At 66.5% G+C, this 25217-nt stretch carries 25 protein-coding genes; 11 read left to right on the top strand and 14 right to left on the bottom strand.

Annotated features, from left to right (window positions below):
• The coding region (locus C556_RS23270) for a hypothetical protein (RefSeq protein WP_157236253.1) at positions 1-456 on the top strand (456 nt) is incomplete at its 5' end.
• A gap of 71 nt (positions 457-527) precedes the next feature.
• Here C556_RS23270 and C556_RS0117470 read toward each other — a convergent pair.
• From C556_RS0117470 to C556_RS0117455, 4 genes are all read right to left on the bottom strand, one after another.
• Positions 528-1094: a YceI family protein gene (locus tag C556_RS0117470; protein ID WP_018749543.1), complete on the bottom strand. Its 567-nt coding sequence runs from the start codon at positions 1092-1094 to the stop codon at positions 528-530.
• Positions 1095-1180: 86 nt separating this feature from the next.
• Complete coding sequence (locus tag C556_RS0117465) at positions 1181-1738, bottom strand: YceI family protein (protein ID WP_018749542.1); 558 nt, start codon at positions 1736-1738, stop codon at positions 1181-1183.
• A 147-nt stretch (positions 1739-1885) separates the two neighbouring features.
• A complete protein-coding gene (locus tag C556_RS0117460) occupies positions 1886-2422 on the bottom strand; it encodes a cytochrome b (protein ID WP_018749541.1) in 537 nt (178 codons plus the stop codon).
• 84 nt (positions 2423-2506) lie between these two features.
• Positions 2507-2968, bottom strand: a complete 462-nt coding sequence (locus C556_RS0117455) for a MarR family winged helix-turn-helix transcriptional regulator (protein WP_026263184.1) — start codon at positions 2966-2968, stop codon at positions 2507-2509.
• Positions 2969-3111: 143 nt separating this feature from the next.
• Between C556_RS0117455 and C556_RS0117450 the strand changes: the two genes are divergently transcribed.
• Positions 3112-3762 (top strand): carbonic anhydrase, encoded by a 651-nt coding sequence (locus C556_RS0117450; RefSeq protein WP_018749539.1) that lies wholly within the window; start codon positions 3112-3114, stop codon positions 3760-3762.
• Positions 3763-3860: 98 nt separating this feature from the next.
• Here the strand turns inward: C556_RS0117450 and C556_RS21900 are convergent, their stop codons facing one another.
• The 4 genes from C556_RS21900 to C556_RS0117430 form a co-directional block, all read right to left on the bottom strand.
• Positions 3861-4361, bottom strand: a complete 501-nt coding sequence (locus C556_RS21900; protein ID WP_018749538.1) for a tetratricopeptide repeat protein — start codon at positions 4359-4361, stop codon at positions 3861-3863.
• Between the two features lie 72 nt (positions 4362-4433).
• The gene (locus C556_RS0117440; protein WP_018749537.1) at positions 4434-5228 is read right to left on the bottom strand and encodes a Cof-type HAD-IIB family hydrolase; all 795 of its coding nucleotides are present in this window, start codon (positions 5226-5228) and stop codon (positions 4434-4436) included.
• Between the two features lie 374 nt (positions 5229-5602).
• The gene (locus C556_RS0117435; RefSeq protein ID WP_018749536.1) at positions 5603-6235 is read right to left on the bottom strand and encodes a DUF924 family protein; all 633 of its coding nucleotides are present in this window, start codon (positions 6233-6235) and stop codon (positions 5603-5605) included.
• Positions 6236-6271: 36 nt separating this feature from the next.
• Entirely contained in the window at positions 6272-6919 is a 648-nt protein-coding gene (locus C556_RS0117430) for a hypothetical protein (protein WP_018749535.1), read from the bottom strand.
• A 142-nt stretch (positions 6920-7061) separates the two neighbouring features.
• Here C556_RS0117430 and C556_RS0117425 point away from each other — a divergent pair, with 142 nt between their 5' ends.
• Positions 7062-8234 carry a BaiN/RdsA family NAD(P)/FAD-dependent oxidoreductase gene (locus C556_RS0117425; protein ID WP_040431486.1) on the top strand — a complete coding sequence of 391 codons (1173 nt, stop codon included), beginning with the start codon at positions 7062-7064 and terminating at the stop codon, positions 8232-8234.
• A gap of 325 nt (positions 8235-8559) precedes the next feature.
• Here the strand turns inward: C556_RS0117425 and C556_RS0117420 are convergent, their stop codons facing one another.
• From C556_RS0117420 to C556_RS21000, 6 genes are all read right to left on the bottom strand, one after another.
• Positions 8560-9975 (bottom strand): 4Fe-4S binding protein, encoded by a 1416-nt coding sequence (locus tag C556_RS0117420; RefSeq protein ID WP_018749533.1) that lies wholly within the window; start codon positions 9973-9975, stop codon positions 8560-8562.
• On the bottom strand, positions 9972-10781 hold the full coding sequence (locus C556_RS0117415; RefSeq protein ID WP_018749532.1) for an FTR1 family iron permease: 810 nt from the start codon (positions 10779-10781) through the stop codon (positions 9972-9974). Before C556_RS0117415 ends, C556_RS0117420 begins: the two co-directional genes overlap by 4 nt.
• A gap of 337 nt (positions 10782-11118) precedes the next feature.
• A complete protein-coding gene (locus tag C556_RS0117410) occupies positions 11119-11445 on the bottom strand; it encodes a cupredoxin domain-containing protein (RefSeq protein WP_018749531.1) in 327 nt (108 codons plus the stop codon).
• A complete protein-coding gene (locus tag C556_RS0117405; protein WP_018749530.1) occupies positions 11445-11978 on the bottom strand; it encodes an iron transporter in 534 nt (177 codons plus the stop codon). The genes C556_RS0117410 and C556_RS0117405 overlap by 1 nt, the downstream gene beginning before the upstream one ends.
• 156 nt (positions 11979-12134) lie before the next feature.
• Positions 12135-12935: a 4-hydroxy-tetrahydrodipicolinate reductase gene (gene dapB, locus C556_RS0117400; RefSeq protein WP_018749529.1), complete on the bottom strand. Its 801-nt coding sequence runs from the start codon at positions 12933-12935 to the stop codon at positions 12135-12137.
• Entirely contained in the window at positions 12935-13405 is a 471-nt protein-coding gene (locus C556_RS21000; protein WP_018749528.1) for an outer membrane protein assembly factor BamE, read from the bottom strand. Before C556_RS21000 ends, dapB begins: the two co-directional genes overlap by 1 nt.
• Positions 13406-13555: 150 nt before the next feature.
• On the opposite strand from C556_RS21000, the gene fur reads away from it, so the two are divergent.
• The 8 genes from fur to narJ all read left to right on the top strand — a co-directional run bounded on the left by fur (position 13556) and on the right by narJ (position 25009).
• Positions 13556-13978: a ferric iron uptake transcriptional regulator gene (fur, locus tag C556_RS0117390; protein ID WP_018749527.1), complete on the top strand. Its 423-nt coding sequence runs from the start codon at positions 13556-13558 to the stop codon at positions 13976-13978.
• A 15-nt stretch (positions 13979-13993) separates the two neighbouring features.
• Complete coding sequence (gene aat / locus C556_RS0117385; protein WP_026263179.1) at positions 13994-14704, top strand: leucyl/phenylalanyl-tRNA--protein transferase; 711 nt, start codon at positions 13994-13996, stop codon at positions 14702-14704.
• Positions 14701-15420, top strand: a complete 720-nt coding sequence (locus C556_RS0117380; RefSeq protein WP_018749525.1) for an arginyltransferase — start codon at positions 14701-14703, stop codon at positions 15418-15420. Before aat ends, C556_RS0117380 begins: the two co-directional genes overlap by 4 nt.
• Before the next feature lie 436 nt (positions 15421-15856).
• Positions 15857-17167 carry an MFS transporter gene (locus C556_RS0117375; protein ID WP_018749524.1) on the top strand — a complete coding sequence of 437 codons (1311 nt, stop codon included), beginning with the start codon at positions 15857-15859 and terminating at the stop codon, positions 17165-17167.
• A gap of 3 nt (positions 17168-17170) precedes the next feature.
• A complete protein-coding gene (locus C556_RS0117370) occupies positions 17171-18556 on the top strand; it encodes a NarK family nitrate/nitrite MFS transporter (protein ID WP_018749523.1) in 1386 nt (461 codons plus the stop codon).
• A gap of 363 nt (positions 18557-18919) precedes the next feature.
• Positions 18920-22648: a nitrate reductase subunit alpha gene (locus C556_RS0117365; protein ID WP_018749522.1), complete on the top strand. Its 3729-nt coding sequence runs from the start codon at positions 18920-18922 to the stop codon at positions 22646-22648.
• A 134-nt stretch (positions 22649-22782) separates the two neighbouring features.
• Positions 22783-24348 (top strand): nitrate reductase subunit beta, encoded by a 1566-nt coding sequence (gene narH, locus C556_RS0117360; RefSeq protein ID WP_018749521.1) that lies wholly within the window; start codon positions 22783-22785, stop codon positions 24346-24348.
• Positions 24349-24358: 10 nt separating this feature from the next.
• Positions 24359-25009 carry a nitrate reductase molybdenum cofactor assembly chaperone gene (narJ, locus tag C556_RS0117355; RefSeq protein ID WP_018749520.1) on the top strand — a complete coding sequence of 217 codons (651 nt, stop codon included), beginning with the start codon at positions 24359-24361 and terminating at the stop codon, positions 25007-25009.
• Positions 25010-25217: the final 208 nt, after the last annotated feature.

The raw sequence follows: 25217 nt of genomic DNA, 5'->3' as shown, positions 1-25217 counted from the left end.
AATTTCAACGATTTTTCCCCCCTGATCAGTGCACGTAGAAACCTCGATCTGGGAAAAGGCCAATACCAGAATGTCTATGCGATCACGTGTGATGCCGATCCTGCGCTGGGTGGCGCCCATCTGCTGGTGGGCACCTACGAGGTGGCGGGAGATTATGTGGCGGCGCTGGGCGCGCTACCGGCCAAAATTCAGGAGGGCGTAGGCACTGGTTTTGTCGTCCAAAGAAACTGGCGGCATTACGACTACCAATTCCTGGAAAGTAGTCAACGACGCTCGTTCGACGATTTTGCGGGATCAAAGATTGAGGATAATTATGGAGGCAGCTTTTATGTGGGAGGCTTGGTGAATCTGGTCTTGGGCAAACTCATCGTTACCCAGGACGAATCCACCGGCCGCTACAAGATCACCTGGCATCCCACCCCCGAACTCGCCGCCACCGAAGTCAAACAATCCTGAGCGATCCGATCGTCGCCCACCCAACAAAAAGCCCCGCCAAAGCGGGGCTTTTTGTTGGCGGGAAGGGCCGCTTACTTCAGGCCGGCTTCCACCTGGATGGTCAGCTTCACCTCGTCGCCCACGGCCGGCACATAGGCGGTCATGCCGTAGTCGCTGCGCTTGAAGGTGGCGGTGGCTTCGGCGCCGCACCATTGCTTCTTGGCCATCGGGTGTTGACCGCACTTGAAGTTGTCGACGGTCAGGGTCAGCGGCTTGGTCACGCCCAGCAGGGTGAAGTTGCCTTCCACGGCCACCAGCTTGTCGCCGTCGAACTTCAGCTTGCTGGATTTGAAGGTGGCGGTCGGGAACTTGGCGACATTGAAGAAATCCTCGCCCTTCAGGTGGGCGTCGCGCTTGTCCAGGCCGGTATCCAGGCTGGTGGTGTCCACGGTGATGTCCACGCTGCCGGTCTTCTTCTCGGCATCCAGCACGATGGTGCCGCTGGTCTTGTCGAAGGTGCCGTGTTGGATCGAGAAGCCCAGGTGGTTGATCTCGAAGCGCGGGTAGGTGTGGGTGCTGTCCAGTTCGTAGGTTTGCGGCGCAGCGATGGCGGCGGTGGCGGCCAGGGCCAGCAGGCTGGCGATCAGCGTCTTCTTCATGGGTGTTTTCTCCAGGTTTTGGGGGGTGAAGCAAAGGGTCGGGGTGAGCGATGTTTCACCCCGGTATCCGGTGCGGATGCCGGTGATCAGGGCTTGCCGGTCAGGGTGAAGCGGAATTTCACCTGCACGTCGTCGGCGACGGTCTCGGTGTCGGCCCAGGCGCCGTCGCCCAGCTTGTATTGCAGGCGCTTGAGCGGGAAGCCGCCGTCCAGTTGCAGGTCGCTGCCGACGGGTTTGGCGGTGAACTGGGCGACGATGTCGCGGCTCACGCCCTTGATCACCAGCGGACCGCGCGCTTCGTACTTGCCGCCGCCCAGCGCCTTCACGCTCTTGGCGGTGAAGGTGGCCTTGGGGAAGGTGGCCACGTCGAACCAGGCTTTCTTGCGGGCTTCGGCATTGCCGTCGGGGCCGCCGACGTCGATGCTGCCGAGGTCCACACTGAAGGTGGCCTGGGCGGCCTCGGGTTTGGCCGGGTCGAAGCTCACCTGCGCGGTGTAGGTCTTGAAGGTGCCTTCCACCGGCACGCCCATCTGCTTGAAGGTGAAGCCCAGTGCGCTCTTGCCGGGCGCCAGGGTCTGCGCGGCGAAGGCGGGTACGGCCAGGACGGCCGCGAGCGCGGCGCCCGCGAGAAAACGGATGTTCATCGTGCAGCTACTCCAGGTTGAGTGACTTGTGGGGTACGGCCGGTGCGGCGTGATCGCCGTCTGATCTCGATCCGGCCTTGGTATGTCGAATCGGCGACTGGTTCCATCTCCGCCCGGCGCAGCGGTGCGCCGGGCAGGACCGGCGGCTTAACTGCGACCGGGCAGCATGCGCCGCAGGGTATCGTCGCGATCGATGAAGTGATGCTTGAGCGCGGCGAGCACGTGCAGGATCACCACGGCCAGCAACAGGTAGGCCAGCACTTCGTGCGCCTCGGCCAACTGATGGCCCAGCGCTTCGTTGCGCGACACCAGGTCGGGCAGTTGCAGCACGCCGAACAGCACCACCGGGAAGCCCTTGGCCGAGCTCATCAGCCAGCCCACCAGCGGCAGTGCCAGCATCAGCAGATAGAGCAGGTGGTGGATGCCGGCGGCGGCCTTCACCTGCCAGGCCGGCTGGCCGGGCAGGGCGGATGGGGCGCCGCGCCAGGCGCGCCAGACCAGCCGCAGCACCACCAGCGCCAGCACGCTGATGCCGATCCACTTGTGATACGAGTACAACTTGAACTTGAGTGCGGACAGCGGCAGGTCGTCCACGTACAGCGCCAGGCCGAAGGCGGCGACGATCAGCAGTGCGATCAGCCAGTGGAAAGCGACCTGCACCCCGTCGTATCGAGTCTTGGACATGTTCGATTCCTCATTCAGGCAATTTGACGTTGTGGGCGGAATCATACCGGCTATGTTTTCGCCCTGAGCTTGAAAAAATTGGAATTAATTGTTCTGAATTTCGCAACAATCGGGTGCTTCATTCTCCAGGGCTTCGCGCAGCCGAGCGAGCAGGGCGGCGGTTTCCGCCAGCTCATCGGGCGCCAACTGATCGAACGCGGGCTTGAGATGAGCCAAGTGCGCGTCGAACGAGTTGTCGAACAGCGCCTGCCCGGCCGGGGTCAGGCGCACGGTGATGCTGCGGCGATCGCCGCTACAGGCGCAGCGCTCGATCAGGCCGCGCTCGGCCAGGCGGTCGAGCACGCCGGTGAGCGTGCCCTTGGTGATCAGGGTGGCGTCCCCAAGCTCACGGCAGCTCATGCCGTCGGTGCCGCCCAGGGTGGCGATCACGTCGAACTGGCCGGCGGTGAGGCCCAGTTGGCGGATGTGGCGCCCGGACAGCCGTTCGAACGCCTGATAACAGCGCGCGAGCTCGCGGACGACCGGCAGGAAAGTGGTGCGTGGCATGGTGTTGTCCTCCATATAGTTCTAACTAGAATTATTTAGTTATTTATCTTAATTACAAGCCGGCCGCAATGGTATTTACCTGTACAATCCGCCCCTTGGGCCGCCGCCAAACCGGGGCCGGCGGCACATGAATGGAGCAACGAATGCAGGATATCGAGAAGTTCATTGGCGGGTTTCGCCGTTTCCAGGACAAGTACTTCAACGACTCGACCAACGACCTGTTCGATAAGCTCAAACGCGGCCAGAACCCGCGCAGCCTGTTCATCGCCTGTTCCGATTCGCGGGTGGACCCGGCGCTGCTGACCGATTGCGACCCCGGCGACATCTTCGTGGTGCGCAACGTGGCCAGCCTGGTGCCGCCCTACGAGAAGGACGGCGCTTACCACGGTGTGTCGTCGGCGATCGAATACGCCGTGTGTGTACTCAAGGTACGACACATCATCGTGCTGGGCCACTACGGTTGCGGCGGCATCCGCGCGCTGCTCAACGGCCACGTGCCGCAGACCGAGGCCGATTTCGTCGGGCGCTGGGTGCGTATCGCCGATCCGGCGCGGCAGGCCGTGCTGGCGAACGCCAGCGGCGAGGACCCCGAAACCCAGCTGCGCCAGTGCGAAATGGCCGCGATCGGCGTCTCGCTGGACAACCTGATGACCTTCCCCTTCATTGCAGAGCGCGTGCGCAGCGGCGAGCTGATGCTGATGGGCTGGTACTTCAACATCGAAGAGGGCGCGCTGTACCAGTACGAAGCCGGCTCGCACTGCTTCAAGCCGCTGGTGGCCGGCAGCGCCGCCTAGTTCGCTCGCCACCGGACAAAAGGCCCCGCATTGCCGGGGCCTTTTTTTTGTGCGGCGCTTGTTGTGCAGCGCGGATCGACGTCGAAGGTGGGACGCGGCTACTGGCTGGCCGCGGGCTGCGCGTGCGCGGCGCGATAGTCGCGCAGCGCTTCTTCCAGCTCCTGGTACTGCTCGCAGTTGCCGCACAGTTTCTGCAAGGTGGCGAGATCGTTGGCGGCGCGTTGCGGCTGATCCGCCATCAGCCACGCTTCGCCGCGGTATTCGTAGGCGCCCAGGTGCTTGGGGTTGAGTGCCAGTGCACGGTCGTAGGCCTTGAACGCGGCTTCCAGCCGCCCCTGCTTGCGGTTGACGTAGCCCAGCCAGTTCCACACGTCGGCATTGTCGGGCGCCAGCTTGCGGGCCTTTTCCAGCGCATCCTGCGCCGGCACCCACTCGCCGTGCAGGATGTCGTTCTCGGCCTGCTTCAGCAGTTCGGTCACTTCGGCGGTGTTGCGATCGTTGCCGCTTCCGCCCCCGCCGCTGCCCCCACCCCCCCCGCCGCCGGCCGCGAATACGCAGGCGGAGGCACACAGCAGGGAAACCACGATGGCACGCTTCATGATGGACTCCGCCTAGGAACATGTTCTCGTCATGTTCTAGCAGAAGTCGATGACAGGGAGGGTGACGGGCGATCAGAGGCCGAACAACTGGCGCAGATGCTGCGCCACGCCGGCTTCGCTGTTGCGGCCGATCTGCGGCACCTGCGGCAGTTGTGCCACCAGCTTGGGGTTGGCGTTGCCCATCAGGAAGGGATGGCCGGCGGTTTCCAGCATCTCCAGGTCGTTGAGGTTGTCGCCGAAGGCGATGCACGCCGTGGCGGGCACGCCCAGTTCGCCCATCACCACGGTCAGCGCGTGGCCCTTGGAGACGGTGGGCGCCATCACCTCCAGGCAGTCGAGCGCGGAGAAGGTGATGTAGAGCTCGTCGCCGTAGCGGTCGCGCAGCTTGTCCTCCAGCCCCAACAGGTGCTCGTGCTCGGCCACGTACAGCACCTTGGCGACATCCTCGCCGTGGTAGTTGGGCAGATCCGCCACCGTGTAGGCGAAGCCGGAATCCTGGTGGTAGGTGAGCATGCGTTCGTAGGGCGCGCCGATCAGCCATTCCTGGTCGAGGTAAAGGCTGATCGAGGTGCCTTGCGAGAACTCCGGCTGGCACAGCTCGCGCGCCAGTTGCGGCTCGATGTTCTCGGCGTGGATCTGATGGTTGTCCGGATCGTGCACCCGCGCGCCGTTGGAGGTGATCAGGTAGGCGCGGATGCCCAGCACGTCGCGGATGCCGCGCACATCGCAGTAATGACGCCCGGTGGCGATGGCAAAGCGCAGGCCGCGGTTTTCCAACTGGCGCAGGGTTTCCGCCGTGTATGGGGAAACCGTGTGGTCGGGGCTGAGCAGGGTGCCGTCGAGGTCGGTGGCGATGAGCTGGTACATGGATGGGTCCGGGAACGATGTGCAATCACGTATTTTAGCGGCTACATCGGCGGCGACCGATTCGGAATTGTGCTTAGAGCGGCGAATTCACGGCGATCCGATTCACCCTAGGGTGAATCGACCTTCAAACGTGGGATGCGTTGGTCCGTGGGCCGGATGGCTGCGCGAAGCGCGGCGCAGCAGATAGCCTTCCTATCTGCAAGCCGTGCGACAAAGCAGACGCCGGCCCACGGACCAACCCGCAGGGAAGGTCGAAGGCCGGGCGCATGGCTGCGTTGCGCCTCGCTCGTGGGGATTACCCCACTTCGCTCGGCACGCATTGCCCTGCATCCCGGCCTTCGTCCTTCGCACCCGCGTTTGAAGGTCGATTCGCCCTAGAACCCGCCGTGCTCGGCCAGATAGGCGGCTTCCCGCGTCGTGGTGTCGCGGCCCAGCGCGGCGTTGCGATGGGGAAAGCGCCCGAAGCGGCGGATCACCTCGCGGTGGCGCAGCGCGTAGTCGTGGCAATCGGCCAGGGTGGGGTCGTTGCGCCAACCGGAGGTCAGCGCCACCGCGCGATCCTGGTCGGCCAGCGTTTCGGCGTGCTCGAACGGCAGGTAGGCGAACACCTGCTGCACCGGCGCCAGCGCGCGCTGCCAGCCCTGCGCCAGCAGGCGCTCGGCCAGGGCTCGCGCCATGGCGTCGCCGGCGAAGGCGCGCGCGTTGCGGCGGAACACGTTGCGGGTGAACTGGTCGAGCACCAGCAGCAGGGCCAGCGTGCCTTCGGCCTGGTCGGCCCAGTGCGCGCACTCGCCGGCGAGCGCGGCCTCCAGCGTCGGCAGGAAGCGGGCGCGAATACGGGCGTCGAACGCATCGCCGCCGTTGAACCAGTCGCTACGGAACGGCAGCGTGCCCGACGCATCCGGCGCGCCGAACCAGAACTCCAGGATGTCGCCCGACGTGGCGATATCGGGCCGGCCGCGCTTGACGCGACCTTCGGGGCTGGAACGGCGGATCAGTTCGGCCATGCGGGTTCCTCGGTGCGGATGGGATAAAGCACGCAGTCAGGGCGTGAGCAGCGGCTTCACTTCCAGCTGCGCGCCGGGGTCGCCCGGGCTCATCGCCAGGTTGAGCGACACCATGTGCGCGGACAGCCGTGCCAGCTGCGTGTTGTGCGGCTGGCGGCGCGCCATTTCGGCCAACGTGGCCTGGATGCCCAGGCCGTCGCGCGCGGCGAGTTGCACGTCGAGCAGGTACAGCTCGGGCGCCACGTCGTCGGCCGCGAACTGGGTGCGCCAGCGCTGGTATTGCTGGCGTGCCTGGGTCAGCCGGGCGCTGATCAGGCGGCTGGGCAGGTCGTCGTCGAGTTCGGCCACCTTGGCCAGGTTGGCCGGTGCGCGCAGCAACGCGGCGCGGATGGCGCCGGGCAGCGCGTTGCGTTCGGTCTGCCGGCCTTCGGCGCGGATGCCGCCGGCGTCGATGCGCAGCGTGGCCGGGCCTTCCCAGCGTCCCTGGCGCGCCCGTTCGGTATCGGCCAGGCGGATGCTGGCGCCGGCCGGCAACTGCACCGCCGCGCCCGGCTCCAGCGTGGCGAAGGCGGCCAGCGGCTGGCCTTCGCGGCGCGCGTCGCCTTCGACGGCGGTCACCAGCACGGCGGCCAGGCTCCAGGCGGGCAGGCAGAGGATCAGGGCGGTCAGCAGGCGCAACGGCATGGTCGGGCAGGGCGTGAAGAGGTTGGACCGCAGTGTAAAGCAAGCGGATGACGGTGTGACGCGGCCACGTGGCCCGCGCGCGGGCCGATTCCCCTACAATCGCGCCCGACGGCCGCATCGACGCGGCAGCCAGGGACAACGCATGACGCAACGGACGACGGATGTGGTGGTGATCGGCGCGGGCGCGGCCGGCATGATGTGCGCGGCCACCGCCGGCGCGCGCGGACGCTCGGTGGTGCTGATCGACCACGCCACCAGGCTGGCGGAAAAGATCCGCATCTCGGGCGGCGGCCGCTGCAACTTCACCAATCTGGACGTGCGGCCGGAATGCTATCTGTCGCGCAATCCGCACTATTGCAAATCGGCGCTGGCGCGTTATACCCAGCACGACTTCCTCAAGCTGATGGCGCGCCATGGCCTGAGCTGGCACGAAAAGACGCTGGGGCAGTTGTTCTGCGACCAGGGCTCGGGCGCGGTGATCGACCTGCTGAAGGCCGAGGTGGACGAGGGCGGCGCCACTTGGCGCATGGGCACGTCGGTGACCGCGGTGCGCCGGCTGGACGACGGCTTCGAAGTGACCACGCCCGGCGAGACCTGGCATTGCGCATCGCTGGTGATCGCCAGCGGCGGGTTGTCGATTCCGCAGATCGGCGCCACCGGCTTCGGCTACGAACTGGCGCGCCAGTTCGGGCTGGAGATCGTGCCGACCGCGCCCGCGCTGGTGCCGTTCACCTTCCAGCCCGAGGATCTGCGTGAGGAGCTGGCCGGCGTGGCGGTGGACGACAGCATCGTCGCCACCGGTCGCACGCAGTTCCGCGAGGCCACGCTGTTCACCCATCGCGGCGCGTCGGGTCCGGCCATGCTGCAGATCTCGTCGTACTGGCAGCCGGGCCAGCCCGTCGTCATCGACCTGCTGCCCGAGCGTACGCTGGACGAACTGCTGGCGGACGCCAATCGCGACGCGCTGCTGGCCAACGTGCTGGCCGACGCGCTGCCCAAGCGCCTGGCGCAGGCCATCGTCGCCGGGCTGGGCGACAACAAGCCGCTCAAGCAGTATTCCGCCAAGGCGCTGCGCAGCCTGGAGGACAGCCTGAAGCGCTGGCAGGTGGTGCCGTCGGGCACGGTGGGCTACAAGAAGGCCGAGGTCACGCGCGGCGGCGTCGATACCGCCGGACTGGATTCGCGCAGCATGATGGCGCGCACGGTGCCGGGGCTGTTCTTCATCGGCGAGGTGGTGGACGTGACCGGCTGGCTGGGCGGGTACAACTTCCAGTGGGCGTGGTCGTCCGGCTTCGCGGCCGGCAGTGCGGCTTGATCCAGATCATCCTTGCTGCGACCGTTCACGCTGCTGCACTTGAAAGCCGGATGGGGCGGGCATAAGGTGGAACTGTCTTCGGGCCCGCGAGCGCAAGCCTGTTGGCTGATTGAATCAGAGTCCGTTCTTTAACCTCTAGAGGCACGTTTGCCGAAGTTAGTTGGCCGTGATCGACGATGATGATTCCTGGCGCGAACTCCTAGCGCGCACATGAGCCCGTACTAGGGCCCAGGCATAGCACTCGTGAAACGTGTTGGGTTCGAAGACAAACGGGGCGTCCAGTCAGGCGCCCCGTTTCCTTTTGCCCGTTCGTATCGCAACGGGTTCACCACACGCTGAAGAACAACGCCCACGCGCCCAGGAACGGCGCCAGTCCCACCGCCGTTGCCAACAATGCCGCCGTGCGCCGTGCCTTGCCCGCGCCGCGTCGTGCCGCCAGCCGCCAGGCCAGTCGTAGCGACCACGCGGTGGCCAGCGCCAGCAGCGCGTAGCGTGCGTCGTTGGTCCAGACGCTGGTCAGGCCCTCGTGCTTGAGCAGGGTGACGGTGGTGGCCGACAGGCCCAGGAACACGCCGCAGCCCGCCAGCGGGATCAACGCCTGCGCCAGCCGGTCGAAACTGTCGGCGTCGCGGCCGGGCAGCAGCCGGTCGGCCAGGCGCAGCGCGCCGTACAGCCAGCCGCCCACCAGCGCGCCGCTGGTGGCGATGAAGCCCAGCAGCAGGCCGCCGTCCAGCCACGAGAAACTGTCGTTGACCTCGGGGTAATGGGTCAGCAGCCACCACGGCGCGTTGTCGGCCAGCGGCCACAGCAGGTCGCGTTCGATCAGCCACTCGGCGATGCTTTGCTTGAGCGCCACCAGCCACGGGCTGGCCGACCACAGGAAGGCGCCCAGCGCGATGCCCATCATGCCGAACACGATCAGCCGGGTCTGCCAGCGGTCGGCCTGCGCCACCTCGACGATCTCGGCCTCGGGCGAGCGCGGGGCGAGGGCGATGGCGTCGCGATGGCCGCTGCAACGGCCGCACATGTGACAGTCGGCCGCGCCCTGCATGTGGCGCAGCGGCAGCAGCGGCGCGCAGTTCACCGCGGCGATCGGGATCACCCGGTGCGGCTGGCGGGTCGAGGCATGCCACGCCGCGCCGTCCACCTTGAAGTGCCACGGCGCCAGCTTGCTCAGCACGTGGAACACGCCGTTCACCGGGCACAGGTAACGGCACCACACGCGCTTGCTGCGGCCGTAGACCAGCCCGACGCCGACCGCGGCCAGCGTCGAGCCGCCCAGCACCAGCGCCACCGCGCGCGGATACTGGTAGACGCTGACCAACTGGCCGTAGATGGTGGTACAGGCGAACGCCACGAACGGCCAGCCGCCCCAGCGCATCCAGCGCGGGATCGGCTTGCCCAGGCCGCGTTCGCTGGCCCATTCGGCGAGCATGCCTTCCGGGCACAGCCAGCCGCACCAGGCGCGTCCCAGCAGCGGCATCGACACCAGCACGAACGGCCACCAGATGCCCCAGAAGGCGAACTGCGCAGCCACGGTCAGGTTGTCGAACACGTGCGCGGTCTCGTCCGGCAGCGGCAGGAACACCGGCACGATCAACAGGAATAGGTAGACGGCGACGATGGCCCATTGCAACCGGCGCAGCAGCCGCGAATGGCGGCGCAGCAAGTCGCCGAAGACGGAGGCGCCCCGGCGCAGCGCACTGCCGGCCGGGGCGGAAAACGCAGGGGCCGACCTCATCCGCGACCGCGCCGCAACAGGGTGACGGTGGTGCCCCAATAGGCCAGCCACAACAGCAGCACCATCAGTGCCGGATGCGAGCGGTAGCCGGCGAAATCGGCCAGTACCTTGCCGATGGACTGGCTGTCGTCCAGCAGGGCGGAGCTGTCCCACACCGGGTCGAGCAGGCTGGGCAGGGTGCCCAGATCGACCAGTTTCTCCAGGCCGCTGACCAGCAGCGCGCCGGCCAGCAACAGCAGCAGCACTTCGGTGAGCGCGAAGAAGCGGCGCCAGGTCAGCACCTTGCCGCCCAGTTGCAGCAGCCAGAAGGTGAAGAACGCCGCCAGCAGGCCCAGCGCGCCGGCCAGGAGCAGGTGCGGCCATTGCGCCGCGTCGGCGCCGGCCACGCTGCCGTAAAGGAACACCACGGTTTCCGAGCCTTCGCGCGCCACCGCCACCATCACCAGCACCGTCAGGCCCCACCAGTTGGCGCGCGATACCGCGTTGGACAGCCCGCCTTCCAGCTCGCGCTTGAGCGTGCGGCCGTGCTTGCGCATCCAGTACACCATCTGTACCACCAGCGCGGCGGCGACCAGCGCCATGCCGGCCTGGAAGTACTCCTGGCCGTCGTCCGACAGCCACGACGACACACCGAGGATGGCCAGCGCCAGCAGCGCGGACAGCACCAGGCCGGCGACGACGCCGCCCCACAGGTACTTGATGCCGGGCTGGCCGGCGGGGGATGCCTTGAGCCAGGCATAGAGAATGCCGACCACTAGCAGCGCTTCGACGCTTTCGCGCCAGACGATGAACAGAACTTGTTCCATGCAATACCTCTTTGGATCGGCCAACCAAACCCTGCTGGCTGTGTCGCGCTCGTTGCCGGAATCGCTACACCGGATTTTGTCGACCGCTCATGCAGCGACGCTTACCACCCGACCGCGAACCGCAATGACCCCCGCCCCGTGGCGCGGTGCGGACGGGGCGGGGCGCCGGCGGCGCGGCTGAAGACCACGTTCGGAGCACTTGCCCCGGCCTGGGTGGCCCGCTCTAGAGCCGCTAACAAAACCAGCGAAGCGGTCCTGGCAAGAAGCGCGAAACTCAGACAGTACGGGTAGTACTGCAAGTGAGCGCGACGCCGCCAGGAGGTTTTGTTAGCCGCTCTTATTTGATGACGATCACGCCCCGCGCCTGCTGGTGAAAGTCGTCGAAGAACGGGTATTCGCCCGCCTGCGACGCCTTGATCACCACGAACGAGGTCACGCCGGGGCCGAGCACCTTTTCCTTGCGCAACGGCAGGCTTTCGAACTCCACCGGTGTCTTGCCGGCGTTGACCACTTCCAGCTTGAAACGCTTGCCGGCAGGGGCCTGGATGCGGGTCGGCGCGATGGTGCCGTCCTTGAACAACACGCGGAACACCGGCAGGTCTTCCGCGTGCGCGGCCACCGTCAGCAGCAGCAACGCGCCGGCCAGCGAACGGCGTCCGAGCATCAGTAGCCGCCCTTCTTGCCGGTGCCGGCGAAAGTGAACTCATAGTTCAGCTCGAACGGCTTGAACCACGGGCCGACGCCGGTTTCCTTGTCCACATGGCGGCCGAAGTGCGCGTGCACGTTCTCCGACGGCGGCAGGATGGTGTACTTCAGCTTGTACTTGCCCGGGCCTTCCAGCTTGACGTTGTCGCCGTAGTGCGGGCCATCGCTGGCCACCATCGGCATGAAGTCGCCCTTGATGACGTTCTTGCTGCCCACCTTCTGGATCTCGTACTTCACCACCAGGTAGGGCATCCAGTCGCCTTCGGCGAAGCCGTTGGGATTGTTGGCCACGGCGTGGATGTCGGCTTCCAGGTGCACGTCGGTCTTGGCGGCGTCCTGCATCATGCCGGGCGGGTCCATCTTGATCGGTTGCAGATACACCGCGCCGATTTCCATGCCGTTCCTGATGGCGGGCTTGCCGATCGGGTACTCGGCGGCTTGGGCGGAAAAGGCGGTGGCGACGGCCACGGCGGCCAGTACGTAACGAATCATGGGACCTCCCTGCGACAGACAGGAGGGCACTGTACGCGAGCGATACTCTAAATGAGATTAATTATTGTTAATTGGCCAGTGTGCCGTCGGCCACGATGGCTTGGGTTGCACATGAAAAAAGGACGCCGTGGCGTCCTTTTTCAATGGGGGTGTCGGTCAATTCAGCCCCAGCACATCCTGCATCGTGAAATGCCCGCTACGGCGCCCGGCCAGGAACTGCGCCGCGCGCAGGCTGCCCTGCGCGTAGATGGTGCGGTTGCTGGCCTTGTGGGTGATCTCCACCCGCTCGCCGGGGCCGGCGAACACGACGGTGTGGTCGCCGATCACGTCGCCGCCGCGCAGCGCGGCAAAGCCGATGGTGCCGTTCTGACGCTCGCCGGTGATGCCCTCGCGCGACCAGGTGGCGATGTCTTTAAGCTCCTGCTCCCAGGCTCGGGCCACGGCTTCGCCCATGGCGATGGCGGTGCCGGAGGGCGCGTCCACCTTGTGCTTGTGGTGCATCTCGACGATTTCCACGTCGTAGCCCTGGTTGAGCACGCGCGCGGCCACCTCCAGCAGCTTGAACACCAGGTTCACGCCGACGCTCATGTTGTAGGCCGAAACGATGGCGATCTCGCTGCTGGCGGCGTGGATCGCGGCGCGGCCGGCCTCGTCGAAGCCGGTGGTGCCGATGATCATGTTCACGCCCAGCGCGCGGCAACGCGCCAGATGCGCCAGCGTGCCCTCGGGGCGGGTGAAGTCGATCAGCACGTCGGCGCCGGCCAGCGCGCCCAGGTCGTCGGTGATGAGCACGCCCGAGGCGCGGCCCAGGAAGGCAGTGGCGTCCTGACCGAGCGCCTCGCCGCCGGCGCGGTCGAGCGCGGCGTGCAGCGCGCAGTCGGGGGTCGCCAGCACGGCCTCGATCAGCATGCGGCCCATGCGGCCGGAGGCGCCGGCGATGGCGATCTTCACGGGCATCAGAAATCCTTGTCGATGATGGGCTTGACCTCGACATCCTTGGTCGTGCCCGGCGAGCCGGGGTTGATCTCGGAGCCGATCACGGCAGCGTCTTCCTTCTTGGGCTCGCTGGTCATGCGCAGCGTGGTGTCGGGCGCGGCGGGCAGGGTTTCGCCTTCCCAGCGCACCAGCCGGTCGCCTTCGAAGAACACGGTGAACACGTGGCGGGTCAGCAGCTTGCCGCCCTTGGCGTCGCTGTAGACATAATCCCAGCGGTCGGCATGGAACGGATCGTTCAGCAGCGGCGTGCCGAGCAGGAAGCGCACCTGGTTGTGGCTCATGCCTTCTTTCAGGCCGGCCACCTTGTCGGCGGTCACCTGGTTGCCTTGCGGGATGTCGAGCTTGTAGTGCGGCACGGCGTTGAGAAGGCCGCAGCCCGACAGCGCGCCGACCAGGGTCAGGGTAAGCAGAATCGGTTTGATGGTTTGCATGCCTAGGAATCTGTGACGGGCGGGTTTTCGCGGCGGACCGCCACAAGCGCAAGTGGCGGCGGTTGGGGCAGGCTCTGGTTTTTCGTTGCTTGCCAAACGCTATATCATACCTTGACTAGACACTTGCCGCAGCCTAGCGGAGACAACCCGATGAGCAATGCTACCGACCTCAAGGATGCCGGCCTGAAAGCCACCGGCCCCCGCCTCAAGATCCTGAATCTGTTCGAGAACAGCGAACAACGTCACATGACCGCCGAAGACGTGTACCGCCTGCTGCTGTCCGACAACACGGACATCGGCCTGGCCACCGTCTACCGCGTGCTGACCCAGTTCGAGCAGGCGGGCATCCTGGTGCGCCACCATTTCGAATCCGGCAAGGCCGTGTTCGAACTGAACCAGGGTGGCCACCACGATCACCTGGTATGCGTGAAGTGCGGCAAGGTCGAGGAGTTCTACGATCCCGAGATCGAACGGCGCCAGGACGCCATCGCCGCCAAGCACGATTTCGAAATCCAGGAACACGAGCTTTATCTGTACGGCGTCTGTGCCGACTGTCGCGGCAAGGGCAAGTAAGCCGGCCCAGCCGCGATGATTCCCTGGTTGGGCCGTACCCCCGGTTTTCCGCCGCTGGCCAGCGCCATGGCGGAGCCCAACGGCCTGCTGGCGGCCGGCGGCGCCCTGACGCCCGACTGGCTGCTGGCCGCCTACCGGCGCGGCATCTTTCCCTGGTACATGCCCGGCGAGCCCATCCTGTGGTGGAGCCCGCATCCGCGCACCGTGTTGCCGCCGCAGGCGCTGCACGTGCCGCGCTCGCTGGCCAAGGTGCTGCGCAACAAGCCTTACGCGGTCACCTTCGACCGCGCCTTCGACCAGGTGATGGCGGGTTGCGCCGCACCGCGTGGCACCGAGCACGGCACCTGGATCACCGACGAGATGCGCGAAGCCTACGGCGACCTGCACCGCCTGGGCCATGCGCATTCGGCCGAGTGCTGGATCGACGGCCGGCTCGTCGGCGGCCTGTACGGCGTGGCGCTCGGCCGCATGTTCTACGGCGAATCGATGTTCGCCCGCGCGCCGGACGCCTCCAAGATCGCCTTCGTGCACCTGGTGCGCTGGCTGGCGGAGCAGGGCTTCGGCCTGATCGACTGCCAGATGCGCACGGATCACCTCGCCCGTTTCGGTGCAAGCGAAATAGCACGTGACGATTTTGTTGCTACGCTGGGCATACTGACGAGTCGGCCCGACCTGCCCGGGCCCTGGAACTACCACTGCGACAATCCGGGAACGCCATCACGATGAACCCACGCGGCCACACGATCCAGCTCCAGTTCTACGCCACCGCGCCGTACCCGTGCAGCTACCTGCCGGACCAGCTGGCGCGCTCGCAGGTGGCGGTGCCGTCCGAACTGATCGACACCCGCACCTACAGCCAGCTGGTGCAACACGGCTTTCGCCGCAGCGGCCAGTTCGTCTACCGCCCGCATTGCGACGCCTGCCAGGCCTGCGTGCCGGTGCGCCTGCCGGTGGCCGAATTCGAGCCCAACCGCACCCAGCGCCGCGCCGCGCGCCATCACGCCAACCTCAAGACCCGCATCCTGGGGCTGGAGTATTCCGAGGCGCATTTCCGGCTGTACCAGCGCTACCAGGCGGCGCGCCATTCCGGCGGCGGCATGGACGAAGATGGCCGCGAGCAGTACGAGAGCTTCATCCTCAAGAGCAACGTCGCCAGCTTCCTGGCCGAATTCCGCGAAGCCGGCGTGGTGCGGATGGTCAGCCTCGTCGATCAGCTGGAGGACGGCCTGTCGTCGGTCTACACCTTCTACGACCCGGACATCCCCGGCTCCAGCTACGGCGTGTTCAACATCCTGTGGCAGGTGGGTCTGGCGCGGCAGCTGGGCCTGCCCTACGTGTATCTCGGCTACTGGATCGAAGCCTGTCGCAAGATGGCCTACAAAACGCAATACCACCCGATCGAGGGTTTGATCGACGGCCGCTGGGGGCGGTTGGAGCTTTAAATAGCCGGCGGCGGTTGTCGGCTTGATCGCGCAGGCACCCGGCAGAGCCGGGCGCGAAGCCTGTTCGGTATGCCGGTATTTGACGCTTCCTGGTCGATTCCACTCCCCCCGCCACCGCGCCTTGGATCTGGTTTGGCGGTCGCGGTTTCATCACCGTGAGCAGCCCCCGGCAGAGCCGGGCGCACATCGTTCCTGGTTTGCGGTGGCATCTTTGATTTGTCCCGGCCGATGAATCGCTTGGCAGGTTTTGCTCCTCCCCACCATTGCCCAGCCCGGACAGCCCGATCCCGTCGGGCTGTTGTCGTTTCCGACGATCACCTCATCGGTAGACCGGCCTAGTTCGCCTGCGACGCGGCGGTCGGCCTTTCGGCGAATGGGCGCCCCCGCTTGCCCGCCATAAGCTCGTTCTCAACCATCCATCGTTGGGAGCGTCGCCATGAAATCCGCCGAACCCGTACCGCAGGGCGCCATCCGGGTACTGGCCGCCAGCACCCTGGCCTTCACCATCTGTTTCGCCGTGTGGATGGTGTTCGCCGTGATCGGCATTCCGATCAAGGACCGGCTGGGGCTGAACGAAACCGAGTTCGGCCTGCTGGCCGCGATGCCGGTGCTGACCGGCTCGCTGGTGCGGGTGCCCCTCGGCATCTGGACCGACCGCTACGGCGGGCGCATCGTGCTGTTCCTGCTGATGCTGTCCACCGTGCCGGCGATCTGGCTGCTCAGCCACGCCACCGCCTACTGGCAGTTCCTGGTGCTGGCGCTGTTCGTCGGCCTGGCCGGTGGCTCGTTCTCGGTGGGCACGCCCTACGTGGCGCGCTGGTTTCCCAAGGAACGGCAGGGGCTGGCGATGGGGGTGTTCGGCGCCGGCAATTCCGGCTCGGCGCTGACCAAGTTCGTCGCCCCCGCGCTGATCGCCGCTGCCGGCAGCTGGGTGATCGTGCCCAAGGTGTACGCGGTGGCGATGCTGGTCACCGCGCTGGCGTTCTGGTTCCTGTCCGACAGCCGCCCCGGGCACCGCGTCAAGGGCGGCGCCAGCCTGCGCGAGCAACTGCACGTGCTGCGCGACCCGCGGGTATGGCGCTACTGCCAGTACTACTCGGTGGTGTTCGGCGGCTACGTGGCGCTCGCGCTGTGGATGACCAAGTACTACATCGGCGAATACGGCTTCGACATGAAGCTGGCCGCCGTGCTCGCGGCGTGTTTCTCGCTGCCCGGGGGCGTGCTGCGCGCGGTTGGCGGCTGGGTGTCCGACCGCTACGGCGCCTACCGCACCACCTGGTGGGTGATGTGGGTGTGCTGGGTGGCGTTCTTCCTGCTGAGTTACCCGCAGACCCAGTTCACGGTGCAGACCGTGGCCGGCGCGCGCAGCTTCCACCTCGGGCTGAACGCCTGGCTGTTCACCCTGCTGCTGTTCGTGGTCGGCATCGCCATGGCCATCGGCAAGGCATCGGTGTTCAAGTTCATCTCCGACGAATTCCCGCACAACATCGGCGCCGTCTCGGGCGTGGTCGGCCTGGCCGGCGGCCTGGGCGGCTTCATCCTGCCCATCCTGTTCGGCGCCTTGCTCGATCTCACTGGCGTGCGCAGCAGCGCCTTCATGCTGCTGTACGGCACCGTGTGCGTCAGCCTGGTGTGGATGCACTACAGCTTCCGTCCGGAGCGCCTGTCGCAAGACCGGCGCCTGCTGGCCGGCCAACCGTTTGAACGGACGCGGCCTGCCGGCTGCGCCATTGCCCAGGAGTCCTGACCCATGTCCAGCTATGTGCTCAAGCGCTGGGAGCCGGAAAACCCCGGCTTCTGGCAGGAAAGCGGCGCCCGCGTCGCCAACCGCAACCTGTGGATCTCCATTCCCGCGCTGATGCTGGCCTTCAGCGTGTGGATGCTGTGGAGCGTGGTGGTGGTCAATCTCGACCAGGCCGGTTTTGCCCTCAGCAAGAACCAGATGTTCTGGCTGACCGCGCTGCCGGCGTTGTCCGGCGCCACGCTGCGCATCTTCTATTCGTTCCTGGTGCCCATCGTCGGCGGACGCCGCTTCACCGCGATCTCCACCGCCAGCCTGCTGATCCCGGCCATCGGCATGGGCTTCGCGCTGCGCGACCCGACCACCAGCTATCCCACCCTGCTGGGACTGGCGCTGCTGTGCGGCCTGGGCGGCGGCAACTTCAGCTCCAGCATGGCCAACATCAGTTTCTTCTTCCCCAAGGCCCGCAAGGGCCTGGCCACCGGCCTGAACGCCGGCATCGGCAACCTGGGGGTGAGCGTGGTGCAGTTCGTGGTGCCGCTGGTGATCTCGGCCGGCGTGCTGGGCGCGCTCGGCGGCGCGCCGCAGCTTTATGTGAAGGACGGCGCCACCGCCAGCATGTGGTTGCAGAACGCCGGCTTCGTCTGGGTGCCGTTCATCGCCATCGCCAGCGTGGCGGCGTGGTTCGGCATGAACGACATCGCCGACGCCAAGGCATCGTTCGCCGACCAGGCGGTGATCTTCAAGCGCAAGCACAACTGGCTGATGTGCTGGCTCTACGTGGGCACCTTCGGCTCGTTCATCGGCTTCTCGGCCGGGCTGGCGATGCTGACCAAATCGCAGTTCCCCACGGTCGATCCCACCGCCTATGCCTTCCTCGGTCCGCTGGTGGGCGCGCTGACGCGGCCGGTGGGCGGCTGGATCTCGGACAAGCTGGGCGGCGCGCGCGTCACCTTCTGGACCTTCATCGGCATGATCGGCGCGGTGATCGGCGTGATGCAGTTCCTGCCGCAAGCGGGGCAGGGCGGCAACTTCGTCGGCTTCCTGGCGATGTTCATCGTGCTGTTCGCGCTGTCGGGCATCGGCAACGGCTCCACCTTCCGCATGATCCCGGTGATCTTCCTCACCGAGCGCCAGCGCGCGGCGGCCGGGCGCGGCGCCCAGGCCGAGAAGCAGGCGCTGGTCGACGCCGGCAAGGAGGCCGCCGCGGTGCTGGGCTTCTCCGCCGCCATCGGCGCCTACGGCGGCTTCTTCATCCCCAAGAGCTTCGGCTCGTCGCTGGCCCTGACCGGCAGCGTCGACGCCGCCTTGCTGTGCTTCATCGGCTTCTACATCAGCTGCGTGCTGATCACCTGGTGGCACTACGCCCGCCGCAACGCGCCGATGCCTTGCTGAGGCGGTTGGAGGTTTAACGCCACAGCTTTGTTGAAAGAAACCCCACACCTTGAACCACAGAGGGCAGTGAGAGCACGGAGATCCACGGAGAAGGCCAAACCAGCGGGTGAGTCGATCAAGACCCACGTTCCATTTGGTTTGTCTTTCTCTGTGACCCCTCTGTGTCCTCACTGTCCTCTGTGGTTCAAGGTGTAGGGTTTCCAACGCCCCCACCCCATCCAGTTCCCCCAACCGGCCTAGTCCTCTTGCAGTGGCGGTCCCCCGTCTTCCGGCGAATGGGCCGGGTCGTCGTCGCGCCTTACGCTGGTTGCATTCCATCGGAGTGCCGGCCGCCCCCGCGGCGGCGGATACGGAGAACAAGCAATGAGTCACTTTCTGGATCGACTGAAGTTCCTGTCGCGGGTGAAGTCCACCTTCTCGGACGGCCATGGCGCGGTGGTGGACGAGGATCGCAAGTGGGAGAACGGCTACCGCTCGCGCTGGCAGCACGACAAGATCGTGCGCTCCACCCATGGCGTGAACTGCACGGGGTCCTGTTCCTGGAAGGTCTACGTCAAGAACGGCCTGATCACCTGGGAAACCCAGCAGACCGACTATCCGCGCACCCGGCCCGACCTGCCCAACCACGAACCGCGCGGCTGTCCGCGCGGCGCGTCGTACAGCTGGTACGTGTATTCGGCGCAGCGGGTGAAGTACCCGATGATCCGCAGCAGCCTGATCGACATGTGGCGCGAGGCGCGCCGCACGCTGGACCCGATCGCCGCCTGGGCGTCGATCAGCCAGGATCCGGAAAAATCGCGCCGCTACAAGCGCGAGCGCGGCCAGGGCGGCTTCGTGCGCGCCGACTGGGACACCGCCACCGAGATCATCGCCGCCGCCAACGCCTTCACCATCGACAAGTTCGGCCCGGATCGCATCATCGGCTTCTCGCCGATCCCGGCGATGTCGATGGTCAGCTACGCCGCCGGCGCGCGTTACCTCAGCCTGCTGGGCGGGGTGTGCCTCAGCTTCTACGACTGGTATTGCGACCTGCCGCCGGCCAGCCCGCAGACCTGGGGCGAGCAGACCGACGTGCCCGAGTCGGCCGACTGGTACAACGCCACCTACCTGATGGTGTGGGGCTCCAACGTGCCGATGACGCGCACCCCGGACGCCCACTTCTATACCGAGGTGCGCTACAAGGGCACCAAGACAGTGGCTGTTTCCAGCGACTTCGGCGAGATGGTCAAGTTCGGCGACATCTGGCTGGCGCCGCGCCAGGGCACCGACGCCGCGCTGGCGATGGCGATGGGCCACGTGGTGCTCAAGGAATTCCATCACGGCGGCAAATCCGATTACTTCCGCGACTACGCCAAGCAATACACCGACATGCCGATGCTGGTGCTGCTGCGCGAGCATGGCGACTGCCTGGTGCCCGACCACTTCCTGCGCGCCTCGCACCTGGCCGGCAACCACGGCGAGGCCAACAACCCCGAATGGAAGACTCTGGAGATCGACGCCACCACCGGCGACCTGGTGGTGCCCAACGGCACCATTGGCTTCCGCTGGGGCGAGGGCAAGGTGGACGACGGCGCCAAGGTCGGCCGCTGGAACCTGGAACAGAAGGACGGCGGCAGCGGGCGCGAGGTCGATCCGCTGCTCAGCCTGATCGATTGCCGCGACGAGGTGGCCGGGGTGGGCTTCCCGTACTTCGGCGGCGAGCACGACGAACTGCTGGTGCGCAATGTGCCGGTCAAGCGCATCGCCCTGGCCGATGGCGGCAGCGCGCTGGTCACCACCGTGTACGACCTGCAACTGGCCAACTACGGCGTCGATCGCGGCCTGGGCGGCGGCAATGTGGCTGCGTCGTTCGACGACGACGTGCCCTACACCCCGGCCTGGCAGGAAAAGCACACCACGGTGAAGCGCGAACTGGTGATCCAGGTGGCGCGCGAGTTCGCCCAGAACGCGCACGACACCCACGGCAAGAGCATGGTGATCGTCGGCGCTGCGCTCAACCACTGGTACCACATGGACATGACCTACCGCGGCATCATCAACCTGCTGATGATGTGCGGCTGCGTCGGCCAGAGCGGGGGCGGCTGGGCGCACTACGTGGGCCAGGAAAAGCTGCGGCCGCAGTTCGGCTGGGCGCCGCTGGCGTTCGCCACCGACTGGTCGCGCCCGCCGCGCCAGATGAACGGCACCAGCTTCTTCTATGCCCACACCAGCCAGTGGCGCCACGAAAAACTGCACGTGGACGACATCCTCGCCCCCACCGCCGATCGCGGTCGCTACGGCAAGCTGAGCCTGATCGACCTCAACGCCAAGTCCGAACGCATGGGCTGGCTGCCGTCGGCGCCGCAACTGCGCACCAACCCGTTGCAGGTGACCGCCGCGGCCGAGGCCGCCGGCCAGGACCCGGTGGCCTACGCCGCCGCCCAGCTCAAGGCCGGCACGCTGGCGATGAGCTGCGACGACCCGGACGATCCCGCCAACTTCCCGCGCAACATGTTCGTCTGGCGCTCCAACATCCTGGGCTCCAGCGGCAAGGGCCACGAGTACTTCCTCAAATACCTGCTCGGCACCCAGAACGCGCTGTTCTGCGACGAAAGCGACACCGTGCATCCCAGCGAGGTGACGTACCGCGAGCAGGCGGCCGAGGGCAAGCTGGATCTGCTCACCGTGCTCGACTTCCGCATGAGCACCACCTGCCTGTACGGCGACATCGTGCTGCCGACCGCCACCTGGTACGAAAAGGACGACCTCAACACCTCGGACATGCACCCGTTCATCCACCCGCTGTCCGAAGCCGTGCAGCCGCTGTGGGAAAGCAAGACCGACTGGGAGATCTACAAGCTGCTGGCGAAGCAATTCAGCGAGATCGGCGGCCCGTACCTGGGCACGCGCAAGGATCTGGTGCTGACGCCGTTGCTGCACGACACCCCGGGGGAACTGGGCCAGCCGCTGGAGCCGCGCGACTGGAAGCACGGCGAATGCGACCTGATCCCCGGCAAGACCGCGCCCAACATGACCGTGGTCGAGCGCGACTACCGCGACATCCATCGCAAGTTCACCAGCGTCGGGCCCCTGCTCGACAAGTTGGGCAACGGCGGCAAGGGCATCAACTGGGATACCAGGCACGAGGTGCGCGAACTGGCCGGGCTGACCCGCGCCGTGACCGAGCCGGGCATCAGCGAAGGCCGTCCGCGCCTGGACAGCGCCATCGACGCCGCCGAGATGATCCTCACCTTCGCCCCCGAAACCAACGGCCACGTCTCGGTCAAGGCGTGGGAGGCGCTGGGCAGGATCACCGGGCGCGACCACACCCACCTGGCGGTGGGGCGCGAGCACGACAAGATCCGCTTCCGCGACGTGCAGGCGCAGCCGCGCAAGATCATCTCCGCCCCCACCTGGTCCGGCCTGGAGTCGGAAGAGGTCAGCTACAACGCCGGCTACACCAACGTGCACGAGCTGATCCCCTGGCGCACGCTCACCGGCCGCCAGCAGTTCTACCAGGATCACCGCTGGATGCTCGACTTCGGCGAGGGCTCGTGCGTCTACAAGCCGGCGATCGACACCCGCAGCGTCGCGCCGATGCTCGGCAGGCACGGCAACGGCGAACACGAGCTGGTGCTCAATTGGATCACCCCGCACCAGAAGTGGGGCATCCACAGCACCTATTCCGACAACCTGCGCATGCTGACCCTCAGCCGCGGCGGCCCGCACGTGTGGATCTCCGAAACCGACGCCGCGCAGGCCGGCATCCGCGACAACGACTGGATCGAGGTGTTCAACCTCAACGGCACGCTCACCGCCCGCGTGGTGGTCAGCCAGCGCGTGCCGCCCGGCATGTGCCTGATGTACCACGCCCAGGAAAAGATCGTGAACGTGCCCGGCGCCGAAACCAGCGGCAAGCGCGGCGGCATCCACAACTCGGTCACCCGCGCCGTGCTCAAGCCCACCCACATGATCGGCGGCTACGCCCAGCAGGCGTATGGCTTCAACTACTACGGCACCGTCGGCAGCAACCGCGACGAATTCGTGGTGCTGCGCAAGATGAAGAAAGTGAAGTGGCTGGAAGCGCCGCGGGACGCGGCGCGTGAGGGGTAAGGCGTGAGGTGTGAGGGGGCAACCCCCACCCCGACGTCATCGACCATCGAATCCACGGTGGTGGGAGCGAGCCGAGGCAACACCTCACCCCTCACTCCTCCCCCCTCACCGAGCGACGCAAGGAGCGAAGCAAAATGAAGATACGCGCACAAGTCGGCATGGTGCTGAACCTCGACAAATGCATCGGCTGCCATACCTGTTCGGTCACCTGCAAGAACGTCTGGACCAGCCGCGACGGCGTGGAATACGCCTGGTTCAACAACGTCGAGACCAAGCCCGGCATCGGCTACCCCAAGGAATGGGAAAACCAGGACAAATGGCAGGGCGGCTGGGTGCGCAACGCCGCCGGCCGGCTGGAGCCGCGCCAGGGCGGGCGGATGAAGATCCTCGCCAACATCTTCGCCAACCCCAACCTGCCCGCCATCGACGATTACTACGAACCGTTCACCTACGACTACGAGCACCTGCAAAAGGCGCCGCTGTCGCAGACCCCGCCCACCGCGCGCCCGGTGTCGGTGCTGACCGGCAGGAAGATGGACAAGATCGAGTGGGGCCCCAACTGGGAGGACGACCTGGGCGGCGAATTCGCCTCGCGCAGCCGCGACGCCCTGTTCGAAGGCGTGCAGAAGGAGATGTACGCCACCTTCGAGAACACCTTCATGATGTACCTGCCGCGCCTGTGCGAGCACTGCCTCAACCCGGCGTGCGTGGCGTCGTGCCCGTCCGGCTCGGTCTACAAGCGCGAGGACGACGGTATCGTGCTGGTGGACCAGGACAAATGCCGCGGCTGGCGCATGTGCATCTCCGGCTGCCCGTACAAGAAGATCTACTACAACTGGCACACCGGCAAAGCCGAGAAGTGCACCTTCTGCTTCCCGCGTATCGAAGCCGGCCAGCCCACCGTCTGCTCCGAAACCTGCGTCGGCCGCATCCGTTACCTGGGGGTCATGCTGTACGACGCCGACCTGATCGAACAGGCCGCCGCCACCGAGAACGAACAGGACCTGTACCAAGCCCAGCTCGAAGCCTTCCTCGACCCGCACTCGCCCGAAGTGATCGCCGAAGCACTGCGCCAGGGCATCGCCCAAAGCTGGCTGGACGCCGCGCAGAAATCGCCTGTCTACAAGATGGCGGTGGACTGGAAAGTGGCGTTCCCCCTGCACCCGGAATACCGCACGCTGCCGATGGTGTGGTACATCCCGCCTCTGTCGCCGATCCAGAGCGCCGCCGAGGCGGGGCAGATGCCGCACAGCGCCGTCGGCGACAGCATCATCCCTGACGTGAAAAGCCTGCGCATCCCCGTGCGCTACCTCGCCAACCTGCTCACCGCCGGCAAGGAGGAACCCGTCGTCACCGCGCTGGAGCGGATGATCGCCATGCGCGCCTACAAGCGCGGCCAGGTGGTGCACGGCCGTGGCGACGAAACGCTGCTGGCGCCGCTGGGGCTGGACGCCGCCACCGTCGAGGACATGTACCAGACCATGGCCATCGCCAACTACGAGGATCGCTTCGTAGTGCCGACCAGCCACAAGGAAGTGGTGGAGGACAGCTTCAACGAGAAAGGCAGCTGCGGCTTCAGCTTCGGCAACGGCTGCTCCGGCGGCACCTCGGCCGGCGCGCTGTTCGGCAAGAAGCCCGAGGGCAGCGTGATCTTCATCGACATGCCCAAATCGCGCCGCCGCGCGGCCGACGGCGCATAGGGGAGGGGACATGAGCCTGTACCGCATCCTGTCCGCCCTGCTGAGCTACCCCGAGCAGGACCTGCTCGACGCCCGCGACGAGATCGCCGCCGCGCTGGCGGCGCACCCCGCCGCATGCGACACCCTGCGCCCGTTGACCGACTTCCTCGCCGCGCACCGGCTGATCGCCTTGCAGGAGAACTACGTCGCCACCTTCGACCGCAACCCGGCGCACTCGCTGCACCTGTTCGAGCACATCCACGGCGAAAGCCGCGACCGTGGCCAGGCCATGGTCGACCTGCTGGCCGAATACCAGCGCCACGGCGTCGAGCCCGACGTCGCCGAGCTGCCCGACCACGTGCCGCTGTTCCTCGAATTCCTCGGGCTGATCGACGAGGACGAAGCCGAGGCCCTGCTCGACGACGCCATCCACGTACTGGCCGCCATCGGCCGCCGCCTGGCGCGCAACGAAAGCCCGTACGCCGCCGTATTCCAGGTGCTGCGCACCCTGACCCGCGTCGAGCCGCGCGATCAGACCGACCCACCGATCCGCGACATGGACGAAGCGCTGGAAACCTTCGGCCCCGGCGCCGACGGCGTCGAACCGCTGCTCAAGCCGCAGCCGGGCGGCACTCACACCGTGCATTTCCACCCGCGAGGCCAATATGCGAACGCACGATAAACCGAATCGCTCATCCACCCTTCGAGCAAGGCGAGGCTCCCTCGCGGCGGCGAGGGCGGGGGGAGTGGAATCGATCAACGAGGGCCGTGATCGGCATTCCACAACTGGATTTGCCCCCGGCCTGGCCGGGGGCCCGCATCCGTTCGAGTACCAAGGCCACGTGAAAGCACGCAAGGCGCGGGCGGCGAGGGCGGGGGGAGTGGAATCG

Source organism: Chitiniphilus shinanonensis DSM 23277, assembly GCF_000374805.1.
GTDB lineage: Bacteria > Pseudomonadota > Gammaproteobacteria > Burkholderiales > Chitinibacteraceae > Chitiniphilus > Chitiniphilus shinanonensis.
The sequence above is the reverse complement of the archived record's forward strand: the minus strand, read 5'-3'. Positions and strand labels throughout refer to the sequence as shown.

Bases quoted from the DNA above. Each gene is read 5' to 3' on its own strand.
- C556_RS0117470 (WP_018749543.1), bottom strand. From the start codon at position 1,094: ATGAAGAAGACGCTGATCGCCAGCCTGCTGGCCCTGGCCGCCACCGCC.
- C556_RS0117465 (WP_018749542.1), bottom strand. From the start codon at position 1,738: ATGAACATCCGTTTTCTCGCGGGCGCCGCGCTCGCGGCCGTCCTGGCC.
- C556_RS0117460 (WP_018749541.1), bottom strand. From the start codon at position 2,422: ATGTCCAAGACTCGATACGACGGGGTGCAGGTCGCTTTCCACTGGCTG.
- C556_RS0117455 (WP_026263184.1), bottom strand. From the start codon at position 2,968: ATGCCACGCACCACTTTCCTGCCGGTCGTCCGCGAGCTCGCGCGCTGT.
- C556_RS0117450 (WP_018749539.1), top strand. From the start codon at position 3,112: ATGCAGGATATCGAGAAGTTCATTGGCGGGTTTCGCCGTTTCCAGGAC.
- C556_RS21900 (WP_018749538.1), bottom strand. From the start codon at position 4,361: ATGAAGCGTGCCATCGTGGTTTCCCTGCTGTGTGCCTCCGCCTGCGTA.
- C556_RS0117440 (WP_018749537.1), bottom strand. From the start codon at position 5,228: ATGTACCAGCTCATCGCCACCGACCTCGACGGCACCCTGCTCAGCCCC.
- C556_RS0117435 (WP_018749536.1), bottom strand. From the start codon at position 6,235: ATGGCCGAACTGATCCGCCGTTCCAGCCCCGAAGGTCGCGTCAAGCGC.
- C556_RS0117430 (WP_018749535.1), bottom strand. From the start codon at position 6,919: ATGCCGTTGCGCCTGCTGACCGCCCTGATCCTCTGCCTGCCCGCCTGG.
- C556_RS0117425 (WP_040431486.1), top strand. From the start codon at position 7,062: ATGACGCAACGGACGACGGATGTGGTGGTGATCGGCGCGGGCGCGGCC.
- C556_RS0117420 (WP_018749533.1), bottom strand. From the start codon at position 9,975: ATGAGGTCGGCCCCTGCGTTTTCCGCCCCGGCCGGCAGTGCGCTGCGC.
- C556_RS0117415 (WP_018749532.1), bottom strand. From the start codon at position 10,781: ATGGAACAAGTTCTGTTCATCGTCTGGCGCGAAAGCGTCGAAGCGCTG.
- C556_RS0117410 (WP_018749531.1), bottom strand. From the start codon at position 11,445: ATGCTCGGACGCCGTTCGCTGGCCGGCGCGTTGCTGCTGCTGACGGTG.
- C556_RS0117405 (WP_018749530.1), bottom strand. From the start codon at position 11,978: ATGATTCGTTACGTACTGGCCGCCGTGGCCGTCGCCACCGCCTTTTCC.
- dapB (WP_018749529.1), bottom strand. From the start codon at position 12,935: ATGCCCGTGAAGATCGCCATCGCCGGCGCCTCCGGCCGCATGGGCCGC.
- C556_RS21000 (WP_018749528.1), bottom strand. From the start codon at position 13,405: ATGCAAACCATCAAACCGATTCTGCTTACCCTGACCCTGGTCGGCGCG.
- fur (WP_018749527.1), top strand. From the start codon at position 13,556: ATGAGCAATGCTACCGACCTCAAGGATGCCGGCCTGAAAGCCACCGGC.
- aat (WP_026263179.1), top strand. From the start codon at position 13,994: ATGATTCCCTGGTTGGGCCGTACCCCCGGTTTTCCGCCGCTGGCCAGC.
- C556_RS0117380 (WP_018749525.1), top strand. From the start codon at position 14,701: ATGAACCCACGCGGCCACACGATCCAGCTCCAGTTCTACGCCACCGCG.
- C556_RS0117375 (WP_018749524.1), top strand. From the start codon at position 15,857: ATGAAATCCGCCGAACCCGTACCGCAGGGCGCCATCCGGGTACTGGCC.
- C556_RS0117370 (WP_018749523.1), top strand. From the start codon at position 17,171: ATGTCCAGCTATGTGCTCAAGCGCTGGGAGCCGGAAAACCCCGGCTTC.
- C556_RS0117365 (WP_018749522.1), top strand. From the start codon at position 18,920: ATGAGTCACTTTCTGGATCGACTGAAGTTCCTGTCGCGGGTGAAGTCC.
- narH (WP_018749521.1), top strand. From the start codon at position 22,783: ATGAAGATACGCGCACAAGTCGGCATGGTGCTGAACCTCGACAAATGC.
- narJ (WP_018749520.1), top strand. From the start codon at position 24,359: ATGAGCCTGTACCGCATCCTGTCCGCCCTGCTGAGCTACCCCGAGCAG.